The sequence below is a fragment of the Janthinobacterium aquaticum genome (assembly GCF_009208565.1).
Lineage (GTDB): Bacteria > Pseudomonadota > Gammaproteobacteria > Burkholderiales > Burkholderiaceae_D > Janthinobacterium.
Genome location: NZ_WFLK01000002.1, coordinates 137,473 through 161,507, shown reverse-complemented (window position 1 = coordinate 161,507; position 24,035 = coordinate 137,473). Strand labels below are relative to the sequence as shown.

24 protein-coding genes are annotated in these 24,035 nt (G+C 63.3%); 6 read left to right on the top strand and 18 right to left on the bottom strand.

Features of this window, described 5'->3' with window-relative positions:
• Positions 1-52: 52 nt before the first annotated feature.
• The 7 genes from GCM43_RS03640 to GCM43_RS03610 form a co-directional block, all read right to left on the bottom strand.
• Positions 53-814 (bottom strand): GNAT family N-acetyltransferase, encoded by a 762-nt coding sequence (locus GCM43_RS03640; protein WP_152242160.1) that lies wholly within the window; start codon positions 812-814, stop codon positions 53-55.
• A gap of 89 nt (positions 815-903) precedes the next feature.
• The gene (gene fdhD / locus GCM43_RS03635) at positions 904-1,740 is read right to left on the bottom strand and encodes a formate dehydrogenase accessory sulfurtransferase FdhD (RefSeq protein WP_226929305.1); all 837 of its coding nucleotides are present in this window, start codon (positions 1,738-1,740) and stop codon (positions 904-906) included.
• Between the two features lie 252 nt (positions 1,741-1,992).
• On the bottom strand, positions 1,993-2,685 hold the full coding sequence (locus tag GCM43_RS03630; protein WP_226929304.1) for a hypothetical protein: 693 nt from the start codon (positions 2,683-2,685) through the stop codon (positions 1,993-1,995).
• Between the two features lie 77 nt (positions 2,686-2,762).
• Positions 2,763-4,220: a Ppx/GppA phosphatase family protein gene (locus GCM43_RS03625; RefSeq protein WP_152242158.1), complete on the bottom strand. Its 1,458-nt coding sequence runs from the start codon at positions 4,218-4,220 to the stop codon at positions 2,763-2,765.
• Positions 4,221-4,375: 155 nt separating this feature from the next.
• Positions 4,376-5,458 (bottom strand): calcium:cation antiporter, encoded by a 1,083-nt coding sequence (locus GCM43_RS03620; protein ID WP_152242157.1) that lies wholly within the window; start codon positions 5,456-5,458, stop codon positions 4,376-4,378.
• 94 nt (positions 5,459-5,552) lie between these two features.
• Positions 5,553-6,704, bottom strand: coding sequence for a GGDEF domain-containing protein (locus GCM43_RS03615; RefSeq protein ID WP_152242156.1), 1,152 nt, complete (start codon positions 6,702-6,704; stop codon positions 5,553-5,555).
• 40 nt (positions 6,705-6,744) lie between these two features.
• Entirely contained in the window at positions 6,745-7,020 is a 276-nt protein-coding gene (locus GCM43_RS03610) for a hypothetical protein (protein WP_152242155.1), read from the bottom strand.
• A gap of 167 nt (positions 7,021-7,187) precedes the next feature.
• Here GCM43_RS03610 and GCM43_RS03605 point away from each other — a divergent pair, with 167 nt between their 5' ends.
• Both GCM43_RS03605 and GCM43_RS03600 read left to right on the top strand, forming a co-directional pair.
• Positions 7,188-7,958 (top strand): spermine/spermidine synthase domain-containing protein, encoded by a 771-nt coding sequence (locus GCM43_RS03605; RefSeq protein ID WP_152242154.1) that lies wholly within the window; start codon positions 7,188-7,190, stop codon positions 7,956-7,958.
• A gap of 158 nt (positions 7,959-8,116) precedes the next feature.
• On the top strand, positions 8,117-10,987 hold the full coding sequence (locus GCM43_RS03600) for a bifunctional diguanylate cyclase/phosphodiesterase (protein ID WP_193315520.1): 2,871 nt from the start codon (positions 8,117-8,119) through the stop codon (positions 10,985-10,987).
• A 15-nt stretch (positions 10,988-11,002) separates the two neighbouring features.
• Here the strand turns inward: GCM43_RS03600 and GCM43_RS03595 are convergent, their stop codons facing one another.
• From GCM43_RS03595 to epsC, 3 genes are all read right to left on the bottom strand, one after another.
• Positions 11,003-11,884, bottom strand: a complete 882-nt coding sequence (locus GCM43_RS03595) for a LysR family transcriptional regulator (protein ID WP_152242153.1) — start codon at positions 11,882-11,884, stop codon at positions 11,003-11,005.
• An 87-nt stretch (positions 11,885-11,971) separates the two neighbouring features.
• Positions 11,972-12,589 carry a PAQR family membrane homeostasis protein TrhA gene (trhA, locus tag GCM43_RS03590; protein WP_152242511.1) on the bottom strand — a complete coding sequence of 206 codons (618 nt, stop codon included), beginning with the start codon at positions 12,587-12,589 and terminating at the stop codon, positions 11,972-11,974.
• 60 nt (positions 12,590-12,649) lie between these two features.
• Entirely contained in the window at positions 12,650-13,588 is a 939-nt protein-coding gene (gene epsC / locus GCM43_RS03585; RefSeq protein WP_152242152.1) for a serine O-acetyltransferase EpsC, read from the bottom strand.
• A gap of 178 nt (positions 13,589-13,766) precedes the next feature.
• On the opposite strand from epsC, the gene GCM43_RS03580 reads away from it, so the two are divergent.
• The gene (locus GCM43_RS03580) at positions 13,767-14,945 is read left to right on the top strand and encodes a multidrug effflux MFS transporter (protein ID WP_152242151.1); all 1,179 of its coding nucleotides are present in this window, start codon (positions 13,767-13,769) and stop codon (positions 14,943-14,945) included.
• A 28-nt stretch (positions 14,946-14,973) separates the two neighbouring features.
• Here the strand turns inward: GCM43_RS03580 and GCM43_RS03575 are convergent, their stop codons facing one another.
• Both GCM43_RS03575 and GCM43_RS03570 read right to left on the bottom strand, forming a co-directional pair.
• A complete protein-coding gene (locus tag GCM43_RS03575; RefSeq protein ID WP_152242150.1) occupies positions 14,974-15,282 on the bottom strand; it encodes a hypothetical protein in 309 nt (102 codons plus the stop codon).
• Positions 15,283-15,359: 77 nt separating this feature from the next.
• Positions 15,360-15,800, bottom strand: coding sequence for a carboxymuconolactone decarboxylase family protein (locus GCM43_RS03570; protein ID WP_152242149.1), 441 nt, complete (start codon positions 15,798-15,800; stop codon positions 15,360-15,362).
• 91 nt (positions 15,801-15,891) lie between these two features.
• Here GCM43_RS03570 and pdxR point away from each other — a divergent pair, with 91 nt between their 5' ends.
• The gene (gene pdxR, locus GCM43_RS03565) at positions 15,892-17,373 is read left to right on the top strand and encodes a MocR-like pyridoxine biosynthesis transcription factor PdxR (protein ID WP_152242148.1); all 1,482 of its coding nucleotides are present in this window, start codon (positions 15,892-15,894) and stop codon (positions 17,371-17,373) included.
• Here the strand turns inward: pdxR and GCM43_RS03560 are convergent.
• The 3 genes from GCM43_RS03560 to GCM43_RS03550 form a co-directional block, all read right to left on the bottom strand.
• Entirely contained in the window at positions 17,342-17,923 is a 582-nt protein-coding gene (locus tag GCM43_RS03560; protein ID WP_152242147.1) for a DUF1287 domain-containing protein, read from the bottom strand. The two genes, pdxR and GCM43_RS03560, sit on opposite strands and share 32 nt — an antisense overlap.
• A gap of 66 nt (positions 17,924-17,989) precedes the next feature.
• Positions 17,990-18,445, bottom strand: coding sequence for a thioredoxin TrxC (gene trxC / locus GCM43_RS03555; RefSeq protein WP_152242146.1), 456 nt, complete (start codon positions 18,443-18,445; stop codon positions 17,990-17,992).
• A gap of 99 nt (positions 18,446-18,544) precedes the next feature.
• A complete protein-coding gene (locus GCM43_RS03550) occupies positions 18,545-19,150 on the bottom strand; it encodes a LysE/ArgO family amino acid transporter (protein ID WP_152242145.1) in 606 nt (201 codons plus the stop codon).
• A 206-nt stretch (positions 19,151-19,356) separates the two neighbouring features.
• Between GCM43_RS03550 and GCM43_RS03545 the strand changes: the two genes are divergently transcribed.
• Together GCM43_RS03545 and GCM43_RS03540 are read left to right on the top strand one after the other, a co-directional pair.
• On the top strand, positions 19,357-20,307 hold the full coding sequence (locus GCM43_RS03545; protein ID WP_226929303.1) for a LysR family transcriptional regulator ArgP: 951 nt from the start codon (positions 19,357-19,359) through the stop codon (positions 20,305-20,307).
• 91 nt (positions 20,308-20,398) lie between these two features.
• On the top strand, positions 20,399-21,298 hold the full coding sequence (locus GCM43_RS03540) for an alpha/beta hydrolase (RefSeq protein ID WP_152242144.1): 900 nt from the start codon (positions 20,399-20,401) through the stop codon (positions 21,296-21,298).
• 3 nt (positions 21,299-21,301) lie between these two features.
• Here GCM43_RS03540 and GCM43_RS03535 read toward each other — a convergent pair whose 3' ends face one another.
• The 3 genes from GCM43_RS03535 to GCM43_RS03525 are packed head-to-tail and all read right to left on the bottom strand — an operon-like array spanning position 21,302 to position 23,684.
• Complete coding sequence (locus GCM43_RS03535; protein WP_152242143.1) at positions 21,302-21,625, bottom strand: hypothetical protein; 324 nt, start codon at positions 21,623-21,625, stop codon at positions 21,302-21,304.
• Positions 21,626-21,628: 3 nt separating this feature from the next.
• Entirely contained in the window at positions 21,629-22,897 is a 1,269-nt protein-coding gene (locus tag GCM43_RS03530; protein WP_152242142.1) for a YVTN family beta-propeller repeat protein, read from the bottom strand.
• Between the two features lie 25 nt (positions 22,898-22,922).
• Positions 22,923-23,684, bottom strand: a complete 762-nt coding sequence (locus tag GCM43_RS03525) for a creatininase family protein (RefSeq protein WP_226929302.1) — start codon at positions 23,682-23,684, stop codon at positions 22,923-22,925.
• Positions 23,685-24,035: the final 351 nt, after the last annotated feature.

Here is a 24,035-nt window from a genome sequence, read left to right as displayed (position 1 = left end):
CCGCATTTCATCTGCTGCACCATCCAGATACTTCCTTGACGCTGCCTTCAGATCAGACCGGCACGACCCCGTAATGACGCGCATAGCGTTCATCAAGATTAGCCAGCGGCATCATCATAAAGATATCGGCACTCTCGAAATCAGGATCCCAGGCCGGTTCGCCGCATATCCACGCGCCCGAACGCAGGTACCCCTTGATCAGCGGCGGCACCTGCGGCTTTTGCGCCGCCTGCACCTGATGAATCGGAAATGGCAGGTGCGGCGTGACGCGGTACTCGGCCGGCGCCAGGTGTTTTTCCGCCAGCGCTTCATACACGGCCACGGCGTTGTGGCCGCCGTCGACCAGGCTGATGCTGGCGCAACCCACCAGATAGTCGCAACGCTCGCGGCGCATGTATTCGGCCAGGCCCGACCACAACAGCATGATCACGCTGCCGCCGCGGTATTTCGGATGGATACAGGCGCGGCCCGCTTCGACCATGCGGCCGCGCAGGTGCTTGAGGCGGCTCAGGTCGAATTCGTTTTCCGAATACAGGCGGCCGATCCTGGCGGCTTTGGCGGCGCTCAGCACGCGATAGGTGCCGACCACTTTCAGGGTATCGGCGTCGCGCACGATCAGATGATCGCAGTGCTCGTCGAATTCATCGCTGTCGAGTCCCTCGGCGTTGGCCAGCGAACTCAAGCCCATGGTTTCGATAAACACCTTGTAGCGCAGGCGCTGCACTTCGCGCAGCTCTTCCGGCGTGCTGGCCTGGCTCAGCACCAGTTGTACTGGCCGCGCCTTGGCGTCGGCACTTGCGATAACGTTCTGCATGGTTTCCATCCCGTGTGATAAGACGGTTCCAGCGTACTTGCCAAATATGTCAGGAAAATGACACCTTGGTGTCATTTTCGTGACGCAAATCAGATTGTGGGCAGCATGATTTCCGGCGTGTAATCGACAAAGGTATCGTGCCGGCAAAAGCCCACCAGCTTCATGCCAGCCTGGCCGGCAATGCGGATAGCCAGCGTGCTGGGCGCGGAAATGGTGGCCAGCAGCGGGATCTGCATGCGCGCCGCCTTGCGCGCCAGCTCGTAGCTGCCGCGACTGGACAAAAACACGAAGCCGCCGCGCATGTCGACATTGTGTAACGCCAGATGGCCGATCAGCTTGTCGAGCCCGTTATGACGCCCCACATCCTCGAACGCATGCACGATCGTGCCGTCGGGCGCGCACCAGGCGGCCGCATGCACGCCGCCGGTCTGCTCCATCAAGGCCTGGTGCGAACGCAAGCCGGCCGCAGCGCGCGCCAGCGCCGCCGGCAGGTCGATCTGCAGGCGTGCCGGCGGCAGCGGTTCGGGCTGCAGGTCGAGCAATTCCAGGCTTTCAATGCCGCATACGCCGCAGCCGGTACGCCCGCTCAGCGCGCGGCGGCGCTGCTTGAGGCGCATGAAATCCTGCTGCGCAATGGTCATGGCCACTTCGGCACTGTTGTCGCCAAGCGACACTTCGCAATCGAAAATATCGGCGGCCGACGCCACCACGCCTTCGGTCAGGGCAAAGCCGACCGCAAACGCTTCAAGGTCGCGCGGGGTCGCCATCATGACCACATGGGAAATGCCGTTAAAGACCAGCGCCACCGGAATTTCTTCGGCAACAGAGTCGATCGCCGGCGTGCTGCTGGCGCCGCGATGGCGCACAATGGCGCAGCCGGCAAAGCCGGCGCGCGGGGAGATGGGTGTTTCTTGTTCTGCGGACATGGCAACCATGAGGGTACGGTACAGGCCTCATGGTAAACCAGAATGGGGACGGAGGTTTGGTGTCGGCTGGCTGGCAACCGAGTTAGCGCATATCACGTAGGTCGGATTAGCCGGGCCGCGCAGGCCGTGTAGCGGCGTAATCCGACAACATTGTTGGAGTCAGCGGTGTTGTTGGATTACGGCCCTATGGGCCTAATCCAACCTACATCCGCTGTCTCGTCGGCGACTGCGGTCAAATCGCCCGCAAGACCATCAGTCTTTCTTCGGACGACCGGTTTTCAGCTGCGGCAGGCCGGCCAGCACGTTTTGCAGCGTGGCCAGGTCGATCTGGCTGATCAGGGCCACGCCGATGCGAAGCAGTTCGCTTTTCTTGATTTCAAAACCCGCTTTCAGGCAGGCTTTCTTGACCTGGCCCAGCACTTCGTACTCGGCTTCCGGCATGGTAAAGCTGTCGCGCACCAGTTTTGGCTTGCGCGCTTTTTCCTTGGCGGCAGCGACCGGCTTGGCGGCTGGCGCCTTCTTGGCAGCGGCTTTCACGGCAGGTTTCGCTGCGGCTTTGGCGGCTGGCTTGGCGGCGGCGGCTGGTGCAGCCTTGGCGGCGGCGGGCTTGGTTGCTGCCGGCTTGGCAACAGCGGTCTTGGCTGCCGGCTTGACTGCTGCAGGCTTTGCTGCAGCTGGCTTGGCGGCGACCGGCTTGGCCGCTGCCGTCTTCGCTACCGCAGCTGGCTTGACCGCTGCCGGCTTGGCTGCAACCGCAGGCTTGGCTGCACGCTTGGCGGCTGGCTTGACAGCCACTACTGCTTTTGCGGCATCGTCTGGGGCTGCGGCGGCTGCGGCCTTGACCGACTCGCTGGTCGGGAAAATCGGTGCCGCTGGCGCGCTCGATGCTGCGGCGTCGGCTGCTGGCTTAGTGGCTAGTTTGGTGGCTGGCGTGGTCTTGGTCATATGCTCTCCAATATTATTAATATAAACAATATATACTGTTTTCAGAAAATTTGCTTGCCCGCTTCAGGCAAACACCGTCAGGCCGTGGCGCGCACGGTAAAGTCGACGCCCACCTCGTCCCAGAATTCCTGTTCCTTTTCGATCCAGAACGACACGGTCGGATGATGCGCCACCCAGCTGCGCTTGATATCGAGCTCGATGCGGCTTTTCATGCGCAGGCGCAGTTCGCTGAAATCGGGCTCGATGCGCGCATGCATCAGCAAAATCGACAAACGCAGCGCCAGCACTGCCTTGGCAAAATCGGGATCGGCCAGCACATTGTCGATCTTGCGCAGGTTGCCCTTCTGCGCCAGGATCAAGCGGCTCATGGTGTTCTGCTCGCGCGTGGTAAAGCCGGGCAGGTCGGCGTTTTCCACGATATAGGCGGCATGCTTGTGATAACCGGTCTGCGACACCACCATGCCCACTTCATGCAGCAGGCTGCTCCAGCGCAGTGCCTTGACCAGCGCATCGGAGCTCGGCTTCAACTGCGCGTACATGGCCAGCGCCTGTTCGGCCACGTGGCCGGCACGCTGCTGGTCGATATGAAATTTGTCCATGCAGGCCTGCACCGACTGCTCGCGGCGGTCACGCCTGGTCGAACGCAGATACAGGTCCCACATCACGCCCATGCGCAGGCCCGCCTCGATCGGCGTCATGACGGGAATGGCCAGCTCGCGGAACAGGCCCAGCAAAATTGCCAGGCCGCCGACGATGGTGCTGGCGCGGTCGGGCCGCAGGCCTGGCATGTCGATCTTGCTAGTGTGGCCGATTTCAATAAAGCGACGCACCAGCGCTTCCAGGCTGACGGCCGTCAGCAGGCCGTCGCCCAGCTTGTTGCGGGCGATGATGTCGGCAATCGTGCGGATCGTGCCCGATGAGCCGTAGGCGCTCTTCCAGTGCTGCGGGCCATAGGGCGGCGCGCCGTCCTCGAAATGGCTGCGCGCCGACAGGATCGCCGCCTCGAACGACGGTGCGTCGATGCGCCCGCCGATAAAGAACGACAGGCTTTGCTTGACCGTGCCCAGGCTGAACGACTCGACCCGCTCGACATCCTGGCCGCGCCCCAGTATCAGCTCGGTCGAGCCGCCGCCGATATCCATCACCAGGCGCCGCTCGCCGGGAATGGCCAGCGAATTGGCCACGCCCATGTAGATCAGGCGGCCCTCTTCTTCGCCCGAGATGATCTCGATCGGGTAGCCGATGGCCGCTTCGGCCAGCGGCAGGAACACCGCGCCGTTACGCGCCACGCGCATGGCCGAGGTGGCCACCACGCGCACGGCGTCGAGCTGGTAGCCGTCAAGCACGGCGCGAAAACGCTGCAGGCACGCCAGCGCGTTCTGCATGGCAGCCTCGGTCAGGTCGCCACTGGCGTCCAGGCCGGCAGCCAGGCGTATCGGATCGCGCACGCTCTTGATTACGCGGATCGCCTCGCCATCATGTTTGCCCACGTGCAAACGAAAACTGTTGGACCCCAGGTCCACCGCTGCATACATACTGGCCTCTATCTAGTCTGGAGACTTCCCTGCCCGGAAGACAGAGAAATTATATAAATCATTTAAACGATTTAAAAATCCTACCACACTAACGCCATCATATGACAACAGCATGACACAACCGTGACATGCCGAAGCGGCTGACCATCACCATGTCAGGGCACGATGGTGGTAAACAAATACACGGCAAAGATCACCAGATGCACCGTACCTTGCATGACAGTGGTGCGACCGGTACCGAGCGACAGCGTGGCCACCATCAGCGACAGCAGCAGCAGCACGGTCGACTTGATGTCGAGCCCCAGCGTAATGGTCATGCCGGTGGCCAATGCCACCACTACCACCGCCGGAATCGTCAGGCCGATGCTGGCCAGGGCCGAGCCGAGCGCCAGGTTCAGACTGGTCTGAAGGCGGTTGGCACGCGCCGCGCGCACGGCGGCCAGTCCTTCCGGCAGCAGCACGATGGCGGCAATCACGATGCCGACCAGGGTCTTCGGCGCACCCATGGCGGCAATCGCCGTCTCCAGCGCCGGCGCCAGCGACTTGGCCAGCAGCACCACCGCCCCCAGGCACACCAGCAACGCGCCGGCACTGATCCAGGCCACGCTCGCTGCAGGCGGCTCGGCATGCGCCTCTTCGTCGCCGTTTTTATCCTTGGGCAGGAAGTAGTCGCGGTGACGTACCGTCTGCACCAGCACGAAGGTACCGTATAGGACCAGCGAAATGACGGCAATAAAGATCAGCTGGCTGGAGTTGTAATACGGGCCGGCCGCGCTCGAGGTGTAATTGGGCAGCACCAGCGTCAGGATGGCAATCGCCGCCAGCGTGGCCAGCGAAGCGCTGACACCGAGCAGGCCAAAACTCTGTTCCTTGTGGCGCCCGGCGCCCAGCAGCAGGCAGATGCCGACGATGCCGTTAAGGATAATCATAATGGCGGCAAACACCGTGTCGCGCGCCAGGCCGGTGGTTTCCGGGCCACCGGCCAGCATCAGCGAGACGATCAGCGCCACTTCGATCAGCGTGACGGCCAGCGCCAGCACCAGCGTGCCGTAAGGTTCGCCGATGCGATGGGCCACCACCTCGGCGTGATACACGGCGGCCAGCACGCTGCCGATCAGGCCGGCAACGAGCAGCAACTGGTACGCGCCGCCAAAACCAAGGGTGGAACCAAACAGGAACAGCCAGCCGGCAACCGGCGCAGCCAGGGGCCAGATTGGCAGGGATTTAAGAATTTTCATGGGGTTCGCCTGACAAGAGTGGGGAAAATTACAACGCTTTTGCACAGCGCTATCTTCCCTGATAATAACTTGCCAAACTTAGAACACCGTTAGATCACGCGTCCAGTGTGCTCGCTTGCGGCGCTTCAACCACGCGATTGCGTCCACCCGCCTTGGCTGCCTGCAGTGCTTCGTCGGCGCGCTTGAACAGGCTGACGGTGCTGTCTTCGGCGCGGATGGTGGTCACGCCCAGGCTGGCCGTCAGGTTCAATACCGCCTTGTCGGTCTTGACCGGCAGGCTGGCGACGGCGGCGCGGATGCGTTCGGCCACCATCAGCGCGTCAGCCAGGCTGGTGCGCGGCAGCTGGATGGCAAATTCGGCGCCGCCCAGGCGGCCCATCAGGTCGCTGTCGCGCAGCTGCTGGCGGCAGGTGTCGACCACGGTTTTAAGCACCGCATCGCCGACCGGATGGCCATAACTGTCATTGACGCGCTTGAAGTCATCGAGGTTGAGCACCACCAGCGCCGTCGGCAGGCCGGGCCGGCGCGCTAGCGCCATCCACGGCGCCAGCGCCTGGTAAAAGCCGCGCCGGTTCGGCACGCCCGTGGCCGCGTCGACCACTTCCAGGCGCGCCAGTTCACCGCCGAGCTTTTCACGCGACAGCAGCAGATAGCCAAAGGCGTTGGTCAGCATCATCAGGTACAAGGCGCCAAAACCGGCCAGTTGCATCAGTTCGGCGTCAAACCCGTCGACAAGGGCGGCCAGCACGCCGCGCAGTGCAATCAGCAGCGACAGCAGGCCCATGCTGACGACCAGGAAGCGGCGCAGCATGGTCGCTTCGTTCCATTTCAGGCACAGCGCCGCCACGCCCGACAGGAAAAAGCCGGCCACGATCAGCGAACCACCGGCGCTGCGCAGCAGCGGCGCCACGTCGAACAGGTAGCAGGCGGCAAACAGGCCAACGGCCGCACCGAGCGCCGGCATGATCGTGCGGCGCCAGCCGGCGCGCCCGGCCGCCTGCCACAGCGCGCCGGCGTCGAGCGCCATGCCGGCAAACAGCAGGCAGTTACCGAGCAGCACCGAGAGCAAGTCGGGCAGCACGCCACGGAAATACAGCAGTATCCAGGCGATCGCCTGGCATTGCTTGGCCACCGCCCAGGTCGACATGCTGAGCGACTTCTTGCGTTCGTATTCAAAGAAAAACAGCGCCGCGCACAAGCTCAGATTGCCGAGCGCCAGGGCCAGTACCAACGTCTTGATATCCATAAATTATTCCGCCGCAATTGCGTACCGATGCGCCTGCGCCTCAGATCTCGTGTTCGACATTGGTGCTGCCATCGCCAACCTTGCTGGCCCAGGCCTGCACGAAATAGTGCTTTTCGGCCTCGCTCGGGGCCTCGTGCCAGAACACGATCAGGGTGCCCTTGTGGTCGTGGATCTGCGCCACTTTTTCAATAAACTGGGCGCTGCCACCGTGGTCGGCCAGCGCAGCGGCGTAGCCGTACACCCGCGTCAGCCGTTCTATGCGGTCATGCTCGGTAAAACTGTTGGTGGCCGTGATAATGGGGTGATCCAAAAACATGCTTGTCTCCATGGTGCCCGATTGCGCGGCCTTGAAGGGTCATAAATCAGGTGTGCTGCTGGCAAGTTGCGGGTATTCTTCGGGGAGCTTATCAGATTTCTCTCATTGCAACAAAACATCGCTGCACTTGCCTGCCACTTATCGACCATCGACCACCATGGAGCCGCATGCCCGACCGCCAGTCCTCTCCACCCTTGCCGCTGCGCGTGCTGACCGACGGCGACCGGCGCCGCCTGGAATTTCGGCCCGGCATGATCCAGAGCGAGATGCTGCTGTCGCGCCCCAACCATCTGCTGCTGCGCTATGTACGCGCGATGATGTGCTTTACGCTGTTCGTACCGCGTCCGCGCCATATCCTGATGGTCGGCCTGGGCGGCGGCTCGCTGCTGAAATTCTGCCACCGCCACCTGCCCGATACGCGCATCACGGTACTTGAACTGCGCGCCGACGTGATCGCACTGCGCGAACAATTCAAGCTGCCAGCCGACGACGCGCGCGTGCGCATCATCGAGACCGATGCCCTGAGCTATATTGCGCGCCACCCGGCATGCGCCGATGTGCTGCTGCTCGACGGCTACGATGCCGACGGCCTGCCGCCGGCGCTGGGCAGCGCGCGCTTTTATGCCGACTGCCACCGCGCCCTGCTGCCCGGCGGCGTGCTGGTGGCCAATCTGTTCAGTTACGACCCGCATTACCGCGCCATGCTGGCGCGCCTGATGCAGATCTTCCATGGCGCCGTCTGCCATTTCCACGGCATTGCCGGCAATAACCGGATTATTTTTGCGGCCCGTCCCGAGTGCGCCGCGCCCGGGCGCGCCATGCGCGTAACGCGACTGGTGCGCTGGCGCCGCCTGCTGGGCATGGGTTTCCTGAACCGCCTGCTGCCCGGCTGGCAACTGTGGCGCCTGCGTGGCCGCTCCGGGCGCAACGATGACTGAGCGGCAGGCACAGGCGAACTGCGTGCAAAAATGTTGCGTAATTGCACGAATCAAGGGCAAAATCAAGGCCGGCACACTGCTTTTATGACACACTACTGCCTTCGCCTGGCGGCTACCACCGAACCAACCGGTCTTTACAGTCAATCCAAGGAATATTCATGCTGCGTGGCCGCCTGCCATTGTCTCTATCTGCTGCGGCCGTACTGACCTTTGCCTGCGGCCTGTCGGTCACGGCCGTGCTGTTTGCCGCCATCAGCCAGCTTGAATACGACAAGATGAGCCTGAGCCTGCAGCAGCGCGCCGGCGTGCGCGTGGCTGCCGTCGAACAGGGGCTGGCCGATGCAGTCGAGGTACTGACCACCACCAACCAGCTGTTTTCGGCCATCGTACCGGTCACGCGCCAGCAGTTCCACGACTTCACCACGCCGCTGCTGGAGCGCCATCCGTTTATCCAGGCCTTCAATTTTCACCGGCGCCTGCCGCATGGCGAGCGCGCTGCACTCGAAGCCGACCTGCGCAGCATCGTGCCTGACTATGTCATGCAGGAGATGCACGACGGCGTGCTGGTGCCGGCGCCGGAGCGCAGCCAGTATATGGTGGTGGAGTATCTCGAACCGATGCAGGGCAACCTGCCGGCCTTTGGCCTGAACGTGCGCCCTGACGGCCTGTTGTCGAATGCGCTGGAACAGGCCATCACGGCCAACAAAACCGTCGCCACCGGCCTGGTGGCGCTGGCGCAGGGCAGCGAACCGGGTTTCGTGATCATGCGTCCCGTCTACCGCCACGGCATGCCACTGTCGACTTCGGCACAGCGGCGCGCAGCGCTGATCGGCGACACGGCAGCGATTATTCGCGGCAGTTCGCTGGTAGAAAAAATCCTGGCAAACGCCGACCTGCTCGACGACGCGCAACTCGACATTGCCGTCTATGCGGCCGCCAGCGCCGATCCGCAGGCGCGCATTTTCCATCAGGGCGCCAGCACCGACAGTGAGGCCGGCACGCGCTGGCCGCTGCCGCGCTGGCTGCAGTTCGCCTATCACAGCCAGGTTGACAGCGCCTTCATGGCGGCGGGGCGCCCCTGGCATGTGCAGGTGATCGCCCATCCGCGCCCTTTCCTGAACGACCATCTGGGCTCGCTCTTTACGCTGATCACCGGCCTGCTGTTCAGCATCCTGACCGCCGCCTTCGTGCAGTCGCTGACGCAGCGTTCGCGCCGCGTGCAACTGCTGGTGGAACAGCGCACGGCCGACCTCAAGCGCAGTAACGAGGCCCTCAGCGAAGACGTGCGGGCACGCCAGCGCACCGAACGCGCGCTGCAGGAAAGTGAAAAGCGTTTCCGCCGCCTGCTGGCCCTGTCGTCGGACTGGTACTGGGAACAGGACGCCAATTTCTGCTTCAGCCATATCACCAGCGGCTTTGCCGACAAATCGAATATGCCGCTCGAGCAGTTCCTCGGCAAGACGCGCTGGGAGCAGCTGCCGGCCATGCACAACACGCGCTGGGGCCGCCAGCATATGGCCGACCTGCAGGCGCACCGGCCCTTCTTCAACCTCGAATATGCGATGGCCGACCGCGGCGGCAAGCAGCGCTGGTTCAGCATCAACGGCGAGCCGCTGTTCAGCGATGCCGGCGACTTCTGCGGCTACCGCGGCACCGGTTCGGAAATTACCGAACGCAAGCTGGCCGAGCAGCAAATCCGGCATATCGCCCACCACGATGTGCTGACCGGGCTGCCCAACCGCGCCCTGCTGCGCGACCGCCTGACGCAGGCCATGGCCATGTCGCGCCGCAAGGGCCGCGCGCTATGGGTGTTGCTGATCGACCTGGACCGCTTCAAGTTCGTCAACGACAGCCTGGGCCACAAGGCCGGCGACGATCTGCTCAAGACGATCGCTGCGCGCCTGCAGGCCAGCCTGCGCGAGAGCGACACGGTGGCGCGCCTGTCGGGCGACGAATTTGTCGCCATCCTGTGCGAGCAGCCCGGCGAAACGCTGAGCGCGACGGTAGTGCAGCGCGTGATGGATGCGGTGGCGCAGCCGGTGATGTTGGACGGCAAGGAGTTCATCGTTACCTGCAGCATTGGCGTGGCTGTCTACGACATCTCGCAGTTCGATGCGCCGGGCGACGTCACCCTCAACGGCGAGACGCAGAACCTGATCGAGCAGGCCGATATCGCCATGTACAGTGCCAAGAAACAGGGCCGCAACAATATCAAGTTCTATACCTCGGCCATGAACCAGGCCACGCTGGAGCGGCTGCGCATCGAGACGGCGCTGCGCAATGCGCTTGAACGCGAACAGTTCGTGCTGCACTACCAGCCGCAGATCGACTTGGCCAGCGGGCGCGTGGTCGGCGTCGAGGCGCTGCTGCGCTGGCGCCATCCCGAACTGGGCATGGTCGCGCCCAGCCGTTTTATCGCATTGGCCGAAGACACCGGCCTGATCGTGCCGATCGGCGCGTGGGTAATGCGCCAGGCCTGCGCGCAGATGCAGGCCTGGCATGCGGCCGGCCTGGGAGCGCTGCGGCTGGCCGTCAACCTGTCGGCGCGCCAGTTCAACGAGCCCAATCTGGTGGCCTCGATTGCCGACGTGCTGCGCGACACCGGCCTGGCGCCGGCCTGCCTGGAGCTGGAGCTGACCGAAAGCCTGTTCATGCACGATGTGGCGCTGGCCGTCAGCCAGTTGCACGACATGAAGGCGCTGGGCGTGCAGCTGTCGATCGACGATTTCGGCACCGGCTATTCCAGCTTTGCCTACCTGCGCACTTTCCCGATCGACGTACTCAAAATCGACCGCAGCTTTGTCGGCGACGTTGCCAGCGACGCCGACGACGCCGCCATCGTGGTGTCGATCATCGCGCTGGCGCACAACCTCAAGCTGCGCGTGGTGGCCGAAGGCGTCGAGACGGCGGCCCAGCTCGACTACCTGCGCCACCACGGCTGCGACGAGGCGCAGGGCTATTACTTCAGCCATCCGCTGCCGGTCGAGGAGGTAGAAGTGATGTTGCGCAACCAGAGCCGGCACGATTAGTTCCGGCCGATCCTGTTACAGCTTCTGCTGCAGGAACTCGAGAAAGCAGCTGATGCGTTGCGCCAGCTGGGTGTTGCGGTAGTAGACGGCGTGAATCTGCTGGCGGTAGCCGGTATTGAACGGCGCGAGCAGCGGCACCAGCCGGCCGGCAGCGATATCGGCGCGCGTCATGAAGTCGGCCAGGCAGACGATGCCCTGGTCGTGCAGGGCCAGCTGGCGCAGCGTCTCGCCGCTGGAGGCGGCCAGCGCCGGCGCGATCTGCAGGCTGTTGCCGCTGGCGTGGCGCAGCGGCCACTGATTGCCCAGTTCATACTGCGCAAAACCGAGCAGCGCATGCTGATTCAGCTCTTCCGGCGAGGCCGGTGCGCCGTGGCGCGCCAGATAGGCAGGCGCGGCCAGGATATGCAATGCGCTGGAGGTGAGCGGACGCGCATGCAGGGTCGAATCGACCAGCGCGCCGATGCGGATGGCAATATCGGTGCGGTGTTCGAGCAGGTCGGCAATCTGGTCGTTGCTGGTCAGCTCGAGCCGGATCTCGGGATACATGGCGCGAAACTCGGCCACATGCGGCACCACGCAGTGCAGCATAAAGGGCGAAGCAGCATCGACCGACAAGCGCCCCGCCGGCTTCTGGCGGCGGATACGGATCGACTCTTCCACGTCTTCCATCGAAGCCAGGATGGCGCGCGCCTTGTCGAGGAACAGCTGGCCTTCTTCCGTCAGCTCCATGCGGCGCGTGGTGCGCGTCAGCAGCGAGGTGGCCAGCTTGTCTTCCAGGCGCGACAGGCCGCGGCTGACGCCCGACGTGGTCTGCCCCAGATGCACGGCCGCTGCGCTAAGGGTGCCGCTGTCGATCACGGTGACGAAAATTTTCAGATCGTCGGAGTTGATATCCATTGCTTATTATTGCCTCTATCTCACAGATCGGGCCATTATAATGGAAATCGAGCAATAGTTTCTTGCGACTATATTATCTATCCCCGGCTAGACGACGTAGAGCAGGATCGCAATAAAATGACACATGCTGCCAACGAGCACAAACAGATGCCAGATACCGTGGGCGTGGCGCAGCCTGCCGTCAGCGATATAGAAACCGATGCCACCGGTGTAACTGAGGCCGCCAGCGACCAGCCAGGCAATGGCACGTGTGTCCAGCGCAGCCAAGAGCGGCTTGATGCCGATCACCACCAGCCAGCCCATGGCGATATAGATCACCAGCGACACGATGCGCGCGCCCTTTGCAAACAACCATTCCTGCACGATGCCGATCACGGCCAGGCCCCATACCACGCCAAACAGCGACCAGCCCCAGGGCCCGCGCAGGCTGACCAGCATGAACGGCGTATACGTCCCCGCAATCAGCAGATAGATCGCGCAATGGTCAAGCCGCTGCAGCACCGGCTTGGCCTTGCCGCGCACGCTGTGATAGAGCGTCGAGGTCAGATACAGCGTCAGCAGCATGGTTGCATAGACACTGCAGCTGACGATTTTCCAGGGGTCACCGGTGCGCGCCGCCGCCACGATCAGAATAACGCCGCCGACAACTGCCAGCAGCGCACCGATTGCATGGGAAATACCGTTGAAACGTTCGCCGTCATACATGCCAGGCCTGTCGTCCGGTTGAAAACACGCCATGCTACACCGGATGACGGATCAGGCGCGCTAGTCGCTGCGGCTATGCGCCTGCGAGACGTTGCTGCCCGGCGGCACGCTGTGGGTCAGCCAGACATTGCCGCCCACGGTGGAGCCGGCGCCGATGGTAATGCGCCCCAGCACGGTGGCGCCGGCGTAGATCACCACGTCGTCCTCGACAATCGGATGGCGCGGCGTGCCCTTGATCAGCACCCCGCTGGCGTCGGCCGGGAAGCGCTTGGCGCCCAGCGTGACGGCCTGGTACAGGCGCACGCGCTGGCCGATAATGGCCGTCTCGCCGATTACCACGCCGGTGCCATGGTCGATAAAGAAACTGGCGCCGATCTGCGCACCCGGATGGATATCGATGCCGGTCAGGGTATGGGCGATATCGGCAATGAGCCGCGCCAGGAAGGGCGAACCGAGCGCCTGCAGCTGGTGCGCCAGGCGGTGGTACAAAATGGCGATGGTGCCCGGGTAGCACAGCATGATTTCGGCAATCGAGGTGGCGGCCGGATCGCCCGCGTAGGCTGCCTGCACGTCCGACACCAGCAGCGCGCGGATGTCCGGCAGGCTGGCAGCAAAGGCGCGCGTAATGTCGCGCGCCCTGGTCGCCAGTTGGGCCTCATCGGCCTCGCTCTCATCGGAAAACAGCAGGCCGCGCCGCACCTGTTCGGACAGGCGGTTGAGGGTGGTGTTCAATGTATCGCCGACAAAATAATCGATGCTCTCGTCGGTCAGGTTCGGCCGCCCGTAATGGGTCGGGAACAGCGCGGCCGACAGGCCGTTGACGATGGTGATCAACGCTTCGCGCGACGGCAGTTCGCGCACCCTGCCCTGGTGGCGGATCTTGTGCTTGTCCTCGCGCGAGACGCGCAGGGCGGCGATCACCGGGCCCAGGTTCCATTGGGCGGCATCGTCGGCGGAATGTGGCGCCGACACCGGGCCGGGCAGATTGCTGTTGTACATGTATGGCCTGAAGGTAGAAGTAGCGGTTGCGCCGCACCAGCTTAGCGGCTCATGGCGGACTCGCCTACGAACAATTTCGCACTTGCATATGCAAAATCCGCATATACGGCCGATGGCGTCGCCAACCGAGTTTGCGCCACTCGCGTAAAATGGCGGCCTAACAAAAACACCGTTGAACATGACTAAATTATTAACCTGGATACTGGCGGGCCTGGCGATGGTCGGACCGCTGGCCATTGACACCTACCTGCCCTCCTTCCCTGCGATTGTGCAGGATCTGCACACCAGCCCCTTGCTGGTGCAGCAGACGCTGAGCTTTTTCCTGTTTACCTTTGCCTTCATGATGCTGTTTTACGGCACCCTGTCGGACTCGTTTGGCCGCCGCCCGGTAATCCTGGTATCGCTGGTGCTGTACGTGATTGCCTCGATCGGCGCCGCGCTGGCGCCGTCGCTGGGCGTGCTGCTGGCCTGGCGCGTGCTGCAGGGCCTGTCGGCCGGCGCCGGCTCGGTGATCGGGCGCGCCATCGTGCAGGACCGCTATGCGGGCGCCGAAGCACAAAAAATCCTGTCGCATATCATGATGGTGTTTGCGCTGGCGCCGGCGATTGCCCCGGTACTGGGCGGCTGGCTGCAGGTGGCGCTGGGCTGGCGCTCGGTGTTCTGGTTCCTGACCGGCTTTGGCGTGCTGATGTTCGTGGTGGTGTATCGCGCCCTGCCGGAAAGCCTGCCCAAAGAGCAGCGCCACGCCTTCCATCTGGGCCAGATCGCCGTCAATTACTGGAGCGTACTGCGCCACCGCCAGTTCCTGCTGCTGTCGGTGGCCATCGGCGCGGCCTTTGGCGGCTTTGCGCTGTATATCGGCTCGGCCGCGTACTTCATCATGAATATCCTGCACCTGCCCGAGACGGCGTTTGCCTGGCTGTTTATTCCCCTGATCAGCGGCATGGTGTTCGGCTCGGCCCTGTCGGGCAAGATCGCGCACCGCTATAGCCAGCGCCAGATGATCTGGGCCGGCTTCGTGCTGATGATCGTTGCTGCCGCCGCCAATATTGGCTACAACCTCTTCTTTGCCGCCGAAGTGCCGTGGGCCGTGCTGCCGCTGTTCTTCTACTCGTTTGCGCTGTCGATCGCCATGCCGCCAATGACGCTGATGGCGCTCAACCACTTCCCCAACAACAGCGGCCTGGCTTCGTCGATGCAGTCGTTTATCCAGATGCTGCTGTTTGCGCTGGTCTCGGGCCTGGTCGCGCCGCTGCTGTTCGACAGCGCCCTCAAGCTCGCCTACGGCGTGATGGGCGGCCTGCTGGTGGCGCTGCTGTGCTGGGTTGGGGTGGCTTCAACGGGTAAAAAATCGTAATTCAGGCCTCAGCGGCCGTCCCCCACCCTCAAGGCCAGGGTGCGGGGGTTACATCGCGGTATTGCGGGCCGCCGTCTTCCGGCTCGGCGGCTGCATCGGCGTGGTTGGGTTGGTTCAGCGATCCGGTCGGCGAGCGCAGGCTCAGAATTTCCTTGCGCGCTTCGACAAAGTCGGCCGAGCTCAAAGGATGCTGCGGGTCGGGCCAGTTGCTGATGGCCCATTCCTGCAGCGCCTCGTAGCGGCGCCACAGTTCGGCCACGAATTCGCGCCGTGCCTGCTCATGCTGCTCCTGCTGTTCTGGCGTGCGCTCGGCATCGCTTCCGGTAAATGCTTGCATTGCTGGCTCCTCATATCAGGTGGACAATGGCAGCAGCATACAGCCAAGCGCAAACAGGCGTCGGTTCGCCTGCAAACTTAGTCCGGCATTTTGCCAAAGCCGACCGCCAGGCGATTCCAGGTATTGATGGTGCCGATGGCCAGCGATACGTTGACCATCTCGGCCGGTGTCAGTTCGGCCGCCAGCGCTGCGTAGTCGGCGTCTTGAGGATGCTGCTGCGCGATATTGGTCAGCGCTTCGGTCCAGGCCAGTACGGCGCGCTCGCGTGGCGTAAAGAACGGCGTCTCGCGCCAGACCGAGACGGCGTACAGGCGGCGCTCGGTTTCGCCGGCCTTGCGCGCGTCGGCCGTATGCATGTCGACGCAAAAGGCGCAGCCATTGATCTGCGAGGCGCGCAGGCGGATCAGTTCAAGCAGCGAATGCTCAATGCCGAACTTGGCAATCGCGCCTTCAAGCGCATACATAGCTTTGACGGTATCGGGCGAGGCTTGCATGAAGTCGTGGCGTTGCTGTGTCATGATGGCATTCCTTGTTGAGGTAAAGAAGCTATTCTAAAATTGCCGCGCACAGGCGCGGCAGACCAATCGAGCGCAATCACGGCAGACCAAGATGGAACTTCATATCAGTATCGAAGGCACGCGCGACCTCGGCGGCCAGTTATACCGGCAACTGAGCGACGCCATCCGCAGCGGGCGCCTGGCCGACGGCCAGCAGTTGCCGCCGTCGCGCCTGCTGGCCAGCCAGCTGGGCCTGTCGCGCAAGACCGTATCGGACGTGTATGACCGGCTCGGCTATGAAAAGCTGCTGCAGGGCCGCGTGGGCGTAGGCAGCTTCGTACAGGCGCCACCGGCTTCTGCACCCAAGCCCCAGCACACCGTGGCGCTTGCCAGCAGCGCGCGCCTGGCGCGCTGGGAAGCTGCGCCGCGTCCGCTGGTTCAAGGGCCCAAGTCGGAAAGAGCGCGTTATGCGTTTATTGGCGGGCGCGCCACGCCGTCGCTGTTTCCGCAGGAAGCCTGGCGCAGCTGCGTGCTGCAGGCGCTGCGCCAGGACCGCGGCGAGCGTGGCAACTATGCACCGGTCGAAGGCCTGGCCGGATTGCGCGCGGCCATTGCCGGCCACGCTGCGTTTAGCCGCGGCATCGTCTGTACACCGGAGCAGGTACTGGTCACGGCCGGCGCGCAGCAGGCATTGTCGCTCTTGGGCCTGACGCTGCTCGAACCGGGCGACACGGTGGCAGTGGAAGAACCGGGCTACCCGATGGCGCGCCAGCTGTACGCCTGCCAGGGCGCCACGGTGGTGGGCGTGCCGGTCGATGCAGAAGGCATGCAAGTGGCGCAGATACCGGACGGCACACGATTGATCTATGTCACGCCGGCGCACCAGTTCCCGCTCGGCATGCCGATGAGCATGGCACGCCGCCAGGCGCTGCTGGCGCGCGCCAGGGAACTCGGTGCGGTTATCGTGGAAGACGATTACGACAGCGCCTACCGCTATGAGGGCCGGCCGACCGACTCGCTGCAAAGCATGGACCTGCATGGCCTGGTGGTGCATGTCGGCAGTTTTTCCAAGACCATGCTGCCCGAGCTGCGCCTCGGTTACGCCGTGCTGCCCCCTGCACTGCTCAAGGCTGTGCAGACCGTCAAATACCTGCACGACTGGCATACGCCCAGCCTGAACCAGCTGGCGCTGGCCAAGTTTATCGGCGACGGCCATCTGCTGCGTCATATCCGCCGCTGCCATGAGGTCTATGCGGCGCGACGCGCACGGCTGCAGCACTGGTTCCATGGCGCGCTGGCACCGTGGTTCGAACTGGTGCCGGCCACCGCCGGCTTTCATATGACGGCGCTGGTGCGCGCCAGCGTGGCGCTGGACATGGCACAGCTGCTGCGCCGCGCCCGCCAGCAGGACGTCGGGCTATTGTCGGTAGCGCAGTTCTATCACGGCCAGGCTGGCCGCGACGGCCTGTATCTGGGCTACGGCGCCATCGACACGCTCGATATCGATGCAGCGCTGGCCATCGTGCACGCTATCGTGCAGCAACTGGCGCCAAGTTCGGCATCTACCTCGGTTGCCAGCGATAGTGGCCCGTGACGGCATAACCGAACAGGATATCCTCCTCGCGCGTACCGGCGCCGATATTATGAATAATCAGCGGCACCCCGCTACTCGTTTGCTTGTCGCTGACAATGCCGATATGGGTCAGGTTACCCGGCAGCAGCCAGGTCACGATATCGCCCGGGCGATAGTCGTGCGGCGCCTTGCTCGGTGGCAGGCTGCTGCCGTGGCGGCCGAAAAAAGTGGCCAGGTTAGGCACGCGCCGGTGGTCGATATTACGATCCGGCGCCTTCATCTGCCAGCGCCCGTTCTTCTGGTAGACGGCCCACGATTTTTTCATGTCTTCATGCACCAGCACCTGCAGGTCGGCCCCAAGCTTGCGATAGGCGCGCACCACCACGTCGGTGCACACGCCGCGCTCGGGCGGCACGTCGCCACCCGGATAGGTCAAGCGCTCGTAGCGCGGATCGTAGGACAGCGTCACGCCTACCTGGCTGCGGGCGGCGGCAACCAGCGGCGTGGAAGCGGTGGCGCTGAAAGCTGGTGCAATCAGCAGGGAAAACAGCAATACAGGCAGTAGACGCATGGACAAGTCATGAAATGGGGAAAATATGACTGTAGCGCAAAGGCGCTTGCTGCGACGCATGAAACCTTATTGCGCTTGATTGGCCTTGCGCGCCCAGGCAATAATCGTATTGGCGTCGACCGCACCGGGCTGGCGCGCCACTTCGCGGCCGTTGCGAAACAGCGCCAGCGTGGGAATGCTGCGGATATTGTAGCGGCTGCCGATATCGGGCGACGCTTCGGTGTTGACCTTGACCACGCGGAAATGCGGCTCCAGCGTCTGCGCGGCCTGGGCGTAGAACGGCGTCATGGTACGGCAAGGGCCGCACCACGGCGCCCAGAAGTCGACCAGCACGGGAATATCGCTGCGTTCGATATGCTTGAGAAAACGCGCGCTGGCCAGGTCGACCGGCTGGCCGGTAAACAGCGCTTTCTGGCATTTGCCGCAGGTGGGCTGTTCGGCAAGGCGTGCTGGCGGCAGGCGATTGACGGTGTCGCAGTGCGGGCAAACGATATGCAGGGCGTCGGGCGTAGTTGATGTCATGGTGTCCTCTGTGCGGTATGGCGGCCACCCGGGATCACCCGGACGCCGGCCTGAAAAACCTACCTTAGCAGAAATCGCGCCGCCGTTCCGCAGGCTTGCTTACAGGAACAAGGAAGCCGCGATCGCCCACATCACCAGCGCAATAATACCGTCCAGCACGCGCCAGGCAACCGGCTTGGCAAACACCGGCGCCAGATAGCGCGCACCAAAGCCCAGCAGGCAGAACCACAATGCCGAAGCCATAATGGCGCCGCCGGCAAAGTAGATGCGTCCATCGCCGTCATGCTGGCCGCCAATCGAGCCGAGCAGGATGACGGTGTCGAGAAACGCATGCGGGTTGAGCAGGCTGAACGCCAGCGCAGCGCCGATCACGGCCCAGTAACCATCGGGCGCCTTGGCGGTCGAGGCGTTCAGCGCCGAAGGGCGCCAGGCCGATTTGGCTGCACGCAGGCCATAGGCGATCAGGAAGGTGGCGCCGCCAGCCTTGGCCCACAGCAGGAAGCTGGGGTTATCGGCAATAAAGCTGCCCATGCCGGCCACGCCGGCTGAAATCAGCATGGCGTCACATAGCAGGCATACCAGGATGCAGGTAAGCACATAATGGCGTTTCAGGCCCTGTTTCAATAAAAATGCGTTTTGTGTGCCGATGGCCACGATCAGGCTGGCGCCGAGGCCCATGCCTTTCAAGAAAATTGCGCTATCCATAGTGTTTGCCTTTCCAAGCTGTTGCATTCCACGCGCGCGCAGGCGTTCGCATCCGGCCGGTGTCAACACGGCGGAAATATCATTGAAAGATGAAAATGTCGCGGCGACTGGCGCGGCGGCGTGGAATAGTTATCTCAAGCGACTATTTTAAAGAAAGCGCTTACATAAGTATAATCAATGATTTTAAACATATATAAGACATTCTTATGCGCACAGTCGATTACCGTGGCCTGGCGGCGCTCGATGCCGTGATCGGCCTGGGCAGTTTCGAGCGCGCGGCGCAGGCGCTGGCCATCAGCCAGCCAGCCATCTCGCAGCGCATCCGCACACTGGAAAACCTCGAGGGGACACTGCTGATTATCCGCAGCCAGCCACCCAAGCCGACCGAGGCCGGCCAGCGCCTGATCGCCCACTACCGCCAGGTCAAGCTGCTCGAAGCGGCGCTGGACGCCAAGCCTGGCCCCACCACGCAGCTGCCGGAACTGGCGATTGCCGTCAACGCCGACAGCGCCGCCACCTGGATACCGGAAGCGCTGGGGCCCTTGCTGACGCCGCCCTCGTGCCTGCTCGATATTCGCCTGGACGACCAGGACCACACCCTGAGCCAGCTGCGCGAAGGGCGCGTGTTTGCCTGCGTGACCAGCACCACCGAGCTGGTGGCCGGCACCACCGCCACGCTGCTGGGCAGCATGCGCTACCTGTGCCTGGCTTCACCGGCGTTTGCGCAGCAGTGGTTTGCCGACGGTTTCACAGCCGAGGCCGTCAGCTTAGCGCCGGCGATTACCTTCGGCAGCAAGGACGCCATGCATGAGCGCTACCTGGAACACCGGCTCGGCTATACGGGTCGCTACCCGCACCATGTGCTCGGTTCGGCGCGCGACTTCGTGCGCTTTATCGAAGCCGGCTACGCCTACGGCATGGTGCCGCAGTTGCAGGCGGAAAAATCGCTGGCCGAAGGCAAACTGGTGGACGTGGCGGCCGGCCAGGCCATCGATGTGCCGCTGATGTGGCATGCATGGGATATCCAGACGCCGCTGACGCGCACGCTGTCGGACGCGGTAATTGCCACCGCCCGCAAATGGCTGCTGCAAGGCGGCGCGCGCCTAACGAGCCTCGGCCTGGCCGGCGTGTCGGATGCCGACAGCGGCCAGGCATGAACAGCTTTTCTGCCACTTTGGTGCGCTGCCACCCAAACGAAGATGCGCAGCTGCACTACACTAGCTCAACAATAAAACCGTGGCGGACTTCATGACAATAGCGCGCACCACCCTGCTGACCCTGCTGGCCATCGTTCCTGTCACGGCCGGCCTGGTCGCCTGCTCGCCGCTGACGGCCATCAACGCGCTGTCCCCGGGCGGCGCCTCGCAGGTCACGCACGACCTGGCCTACGGCCCCCTGCCGCGCCAGAAGCTCGACGTGTATGCCCCAAAACAGCATGCCGGGCCGGTGCCGGTGGTGGTATTTTTTTATGGCGGCAACTGGGTGGCCGGCGAGCGCGGCGACTATGCCTTTGTCGGCCATGCGCTGGCCTCGCGCGGCTATCTGGCGGTGATTGCCGATTACCGGCTCTATCCTGAGGTGCATTATCCGGGCGTGCTGCAAGACAGCGCGCGCGCCGTGGCCTGGGCTGCGATGGAAGCGGGCCGCTATGGCGGCGATACCACGCGCTTGTTCGTGATGGGCCACAGCGCCGGCGCTTATAACGCCGCCATGGTGGCGCTCGACCCGACGCTGCTGGCCCGCCACGGCATGCGCCCGCAGGACCTGCGCGGCTGGATTGGCCTGGCCGGCCCCTACGATTTCCTGCCGATCGAGAACCCGACCACGCGACCGGTATTTTATTTTCCCGACACCCCTGCCTCGTCGCAGCCGATCAACCATGTCACGGCCAGTGCGCCGCCGGCGCTGCTGATCGCACCGAAACCGGGCAAGGACAAGCTGGTCGACCCCGAACGCAATACCGGCAAGCTCGCCAGCGCCTTGCGCGCACAACAGCGGCCGGTGACAGAAAAATACCTCGATGGCGTGACCCACGCCACGCTGGTGGCGTCGATTGCCGCCCCGCTGCGCATGCTGGCGCCCACGCTCGATGAGATCAGCGCGTTTATTGACGCCAATAGCCAGCCGGCCCCGCAACAGATCAAATAAGCTTCACGCGCCAGGCAGCACCGGCGCATACCCGCGCTGGCGCAGCGACGCTTCGAGCCAGCGGTTGCCGTACCAGCCGCGCGCCAGCAGGTAGCTCAGTTCCATGCAGCCCATCAGCAGCACCAGCGGCTCGCGCTGCAGGCCTTCGGCCAGCTGGCTGCCGAACCAGAGGCACAGTTCCATCGCCAGCATCAACACCAGCAGATACCAGCGCCGCTTGGCCACGGCCCACAGCGGCCCGAGGAAAAAAGCCGGCCAGGAAAAGCCGGCGCTCACATAGGCGTAGCGGCCGGCGCCATCGGCAAACAGGGCGGCGCCTCGCTTCATCAACTAGCGCAGGTTGCCGGTATGGCCGAGCGAATAGCGGCCCGGTTGCGGCCACACGGTCAGGCCATGCGGCTCCTGGCCGACCTTGACCTTGTCGACATTGCCGCTGGCCGTGTCGATGCGGTAGACCACATCGTCGAAGCGGCCCGACAACCACAGGTATTTGCCATCGGCGCTGACGTTGCCCATATCGGGGCTGCCGCCGCCGGGAATCGGCCACTGCGACACCACCTGCTCGGTAGCAAAGTCGATCACACTGACACTGCCCTTGCCTTTTGGTTTGCCGTGGATGCGGTGCGTGCCGCGGTTGGCCACGTACAGCTTCTTGCCGTCGCGGCTCGGGTACAGGCCGTGCGCGCCGATGCCGGTATGGATAAAGCCGATTTCCTTCAGGCTGGCGCCATCGACGATATGCACGCCGTCTGCGTCCATGTCGGCAATAAAGAATTTCTTGCCGTCCGGTGATATGCGGATGTCCTGCGGCATGCCCTTCTTGACGCTGCAAATTTCATTGGCCGGGCCGCCGACCGGGCCGGACTCCGAAAAGCGTTTGGACGGCATCTGCAGCTTCAGGTAGCCGTCGACCTTGCGGCCCACCAGGTCGATCTTGGCAATCGTGCCGTCGAATTCGCAGGTAAAGACGGCGTAGCGGCCGTCATTGGAAAAGTCCGCATGGTTGATGCCGCCGCATTGCGGCGTATCGATCGCGTACTGCACCGCCATGGTTTTCGGATCACGGAAGTCCAGCCGATGGCGCGCTTCGGCCACCACGATGGCCGACTTGCCGTCGGGCGTGTAATACATATTGTACGGGTCGTCCACCGGCACGTTCTTGCCCGGCTTGCCTGTCAACGGATCGACCGGCGTCAGGCTGCCCTTGTCGGTACGCTCGGCGTTATTGGCCACCCACAGCGTGCGCAGGTCCCACGACGGCACCACGTGCTGTGGACCCAGGCCTACCTTGAATTTGTCGACCACCTTCAGGCTTTCCTGGTCGATCACATACACGTCGTTCGAGCGCAGATTGGGTACGTAGACGCGGCGCAGATGATCCTTGACTACCGGATTCATATTGCCAGGACCTATGCTGCCATAGACATTTTTCGGGTCGACCAGCGGCGGCATGCCGGGCACTGGCGAGTAGGCCGGCGCGGCCGCCGGTGCTGGTGCTGCAGGGCTGGCGCCGATAACCTGGCTGGCGACACCCAGGCCGGCTGCCGCAGCAGCGATGGCGCAGAAGGTGACGAGAGTGCGTCGTTGTGGTGTTTTCATATCGAGTAGTGTGATGGTCGTCGGATTATTTCTGTTGCACTAATTTCTTGATGGCCGCCACCGAAGTGTCGACCTGCAGCTTGATGCCGATCTCGCCCAGTTCGGCGGTGGCGCGCGTGGCGTCGCCGCGCACGCCGTCGGCCACGCCGGGCTTCGGTCCTTTGGCCATGGCCGCGCTGCGCACCAGCGACGGGTCAGTCGCGAGCATCAGCGCCGCATCCGCCAGGCCCGCGTGCAGGCCGATTTCGGCATTGCTGTAGCCGCGCTTCTGCAGCGCGGCCACGTAGGCAGACTGGGTAATATCGTAATAATCAAGCAAGGCGTGCGCGCGCGCCGGATGCTCACCGCCCTTGCCCCAGGCACGGTTAAGCTTGTTGGCTACATTGGTTTCGTTCTTCTGGTAGCCGCCATGGTCGCCGATAAAGACAATATCGCGAAAGCCATGCTGGCGCAGGCTGGCCGCCGCGCCTTCGAGGATGGCCTCGAAAGCGGCTGGCGGTATGGAAATGGTGCCGGCGTGGCGCATATGGCCGGCTGGCGGGCTGATGGATCCTTCGGGAACGTAGGACACCACCGGCGCCACGATGGCATTGCCCAGTTGCTCGGCAATGCGGCGCGCCAGCAGCCCGGCACGCACATTGTGCTTGCCCAGCGCAATATACGGCCCGCTTTGTTCGACGCCGCCGACCGGTATCAGCACAGTAGTAGCACCATGTTCGATGCGGTTTTGCAGTTCGGTGCTGGTCAGTTCTTCAAGCACCACGCTGTTACCGGCGGGCGCAGCCACGGCGGCAGAAAGTGGCGCAATGGACAACAAAGAGACAACAGACAGGACGGAGACAAGACGGGACAAACGATACTGCGCGGTCATAAGCAACTTCTTTCGTGTTCTTCAGGCGCTTAGCGCCTCACGCAAGAATTGTATTCCATTGGCAGTGGATCAGCACGTTATATTGAAGTATGAGCTAGGGGATTTCTTGACTAAGTAGGTCGGATTAGCCGCGTAGCGGCGTAATCCGACAATATCTGCTGCTAATTGTCGGATTACGCTACGCCTGCGCGGCCCGGCCTGCGCGGCCCGACTAATCCGACCTACCGTCTGATGAGCTTGTGTAGCAATGGCCGACTTGACCCCGTT

What these genes read in the sequence shown, in the direction of transcription:
- GCM43_RS03640 (WP_152242160.1), bottom strand. Translation starts at nt 814, where the DNA reads ATGCAGAACGTTATCGCAAGTGCCGACGCCAAGGCGCGGCCAGTACAA.
- fdhD (WP_226929305.1), bottom strand. Translation starts at nt 1,740, where the DNA reads ATGTCCGCAGAACAAGAAACACCCATCTCCCCGCGCGCCGGCTTTGCC.
- GCM43_RS03630 (WP_226929304.1), bottom strand. Translation starts at nt 2,685, where the DNA reads ATGACCAAGACCACGCCAGCCACCAAACTAGCCACTAAGCCAGCAGCC.
- GCM43_RS03625 (WP_152242158.1), bottom strand. Translation starts at nt 4,220, where the DNA reads ATGTATGCAGCGGTGGACCTGGGGTCCAACAGTTTTCGTTTGCACGTG.
- GCM43_RS03620 (WP_152242157.1), bottom strand. Translation starts at nt 5,458, where the DNA reads ATGAAAATTCTTAAATCCCTGCCAATCTGGCCCCTGGCTGCGCCGGTT.
- GCM43_RS03615 (WP_152242156.1), bottom strand. Translation starts at nt 6,704, where the DNA reads ATGGATATCAAGACGTTGGTACTGGCCCTGGCGCTCGGCAATCTGAGC.
- GCM43_RS03610 (WP_152242155.1), bottom strand. Translation starts at nt 7,020, where the DNA reads ATGTTTTTGGATCACCCCATTATCACGGCCACCAACAGTTTTACCGAG.
- GCM43_RS03605 (WP_152242154.1), top strand. Translation starts at nt 7,188, where the DNA reads ATGCCCGACCGCCAGTCCTCTCCACCCTTGCCGCTGCGCGTGCTGACC.
- GCM43_RS03600 (WP_193315520.1), top strand. Translation starts at nt 8,117, where the DNA reads ATGCTGCGTGGCCGCCTGCCATTGTCTCTATCTGCTGCGGCCGTACTG.
- GCM43_RS03595 (WP_152242153.1), bottom strand. Translation starts at nt 11,884, where the DNA reads ATGGATATCAACTCCGACGATCTGAAAATTTTCGTCACCGTGATCGAC.
- trhA (WP_152242511.1), bottom strand. Translation starts at nt 12,589, where the DNA reads ATGTATGACGGCGAACGTTTCAACGGTATTTCCCATGCAATCGGTGCG.
- epsC (WP_152242152.1), bottom strand. Translation starts at nt 13,588, where the DNA reads ATGTACAACAGCAATCTGCCCGGCCCGGTGTCGGCGCCACATTCCGCC.
- GCM43_RS03580 (WP_152242151.1), top strand. Translation starts at nt 13,767, where the DNA reads ATGACTAAATTATTAACCTGGATACTGGCGGGCCTGGCGATGGTCGGA.
- GCM43_RS03575 (WP_152242150.1), bottom strand. Translation starts at nt 15,282, where the DNA reads ATGCAAGCATTTACCGGAAGCGATGCCGAGCGCACGCCAGAACAGCAG.
- GCM43_RS03570 (WP_152242149.1), bottom strand. Translation starts at nt 15,800, where the DNA reads ATGACACAGCAACGCCACGACTTCATGCAAGCCTCGCCCGATACCGTC.
- pdxR (WP_152242148.1), top strand. Translation starts at nt 15,892, where the DNA reads ATGGAACTTCATATCAGTATCGAAGGCACGCGCGACCTCGGCGGCCAG.
- GCM43_RS03560 (WP_152242147.1), bottom strand. Translation starts at nt 17,923, where the DNA reads ATGCGTCTACTGCCTGTATTGCTGTTTTCCCTGCTGATTGCACCAGCT.
- trxC (WP_152242146.1), bottom strand. Translation starts at nt 18,445, where the DNA reads ATGACATCAACTACGCCCGACGCCCTGCATATCGTTTGCCCGCACTGC.
- GCM43_RS03550 (WP_152242145.1), bottom strand. Translation starts at nt 19,150, where the DNA reads ATGGATAGCGCAATTTTCTTGAAAGGCATGGGCCTCGGCGCCAGCCTG.
- GCM43_RS03545 (WP_226929303.1), top strand. Translation starts at nt 19,357, where the DNA reads ATGCGCACAGTCGATTACCGTGGCCTGGCGGCGCTCGATGCCGTGATC.
- GCM43_RS03540 (WP_152242144.1), top strand. Translation starts at nt 20,399, where the DNA reads ATGACAATAGCGCGCACCACCCTGCTGACCCTGCTGGCCATCGTTCCT.
- GCM43_RS03535 (WP_152242143.1), bottom strand. Translation starts at nt 21,625, where the DNA reads ATGAAGCGAGGCGCCGCCCTGTTTGCCGATGGCGCCGGCCGCTACGCC.
- GCM43_RS03530 (WP_152242142.1), bottom strand. Translation starts at nt 22,897, where the DNA reads ATGAAAACACCACAACGACGCACTCTCGTCACCTTCTGCGCCATCGCT.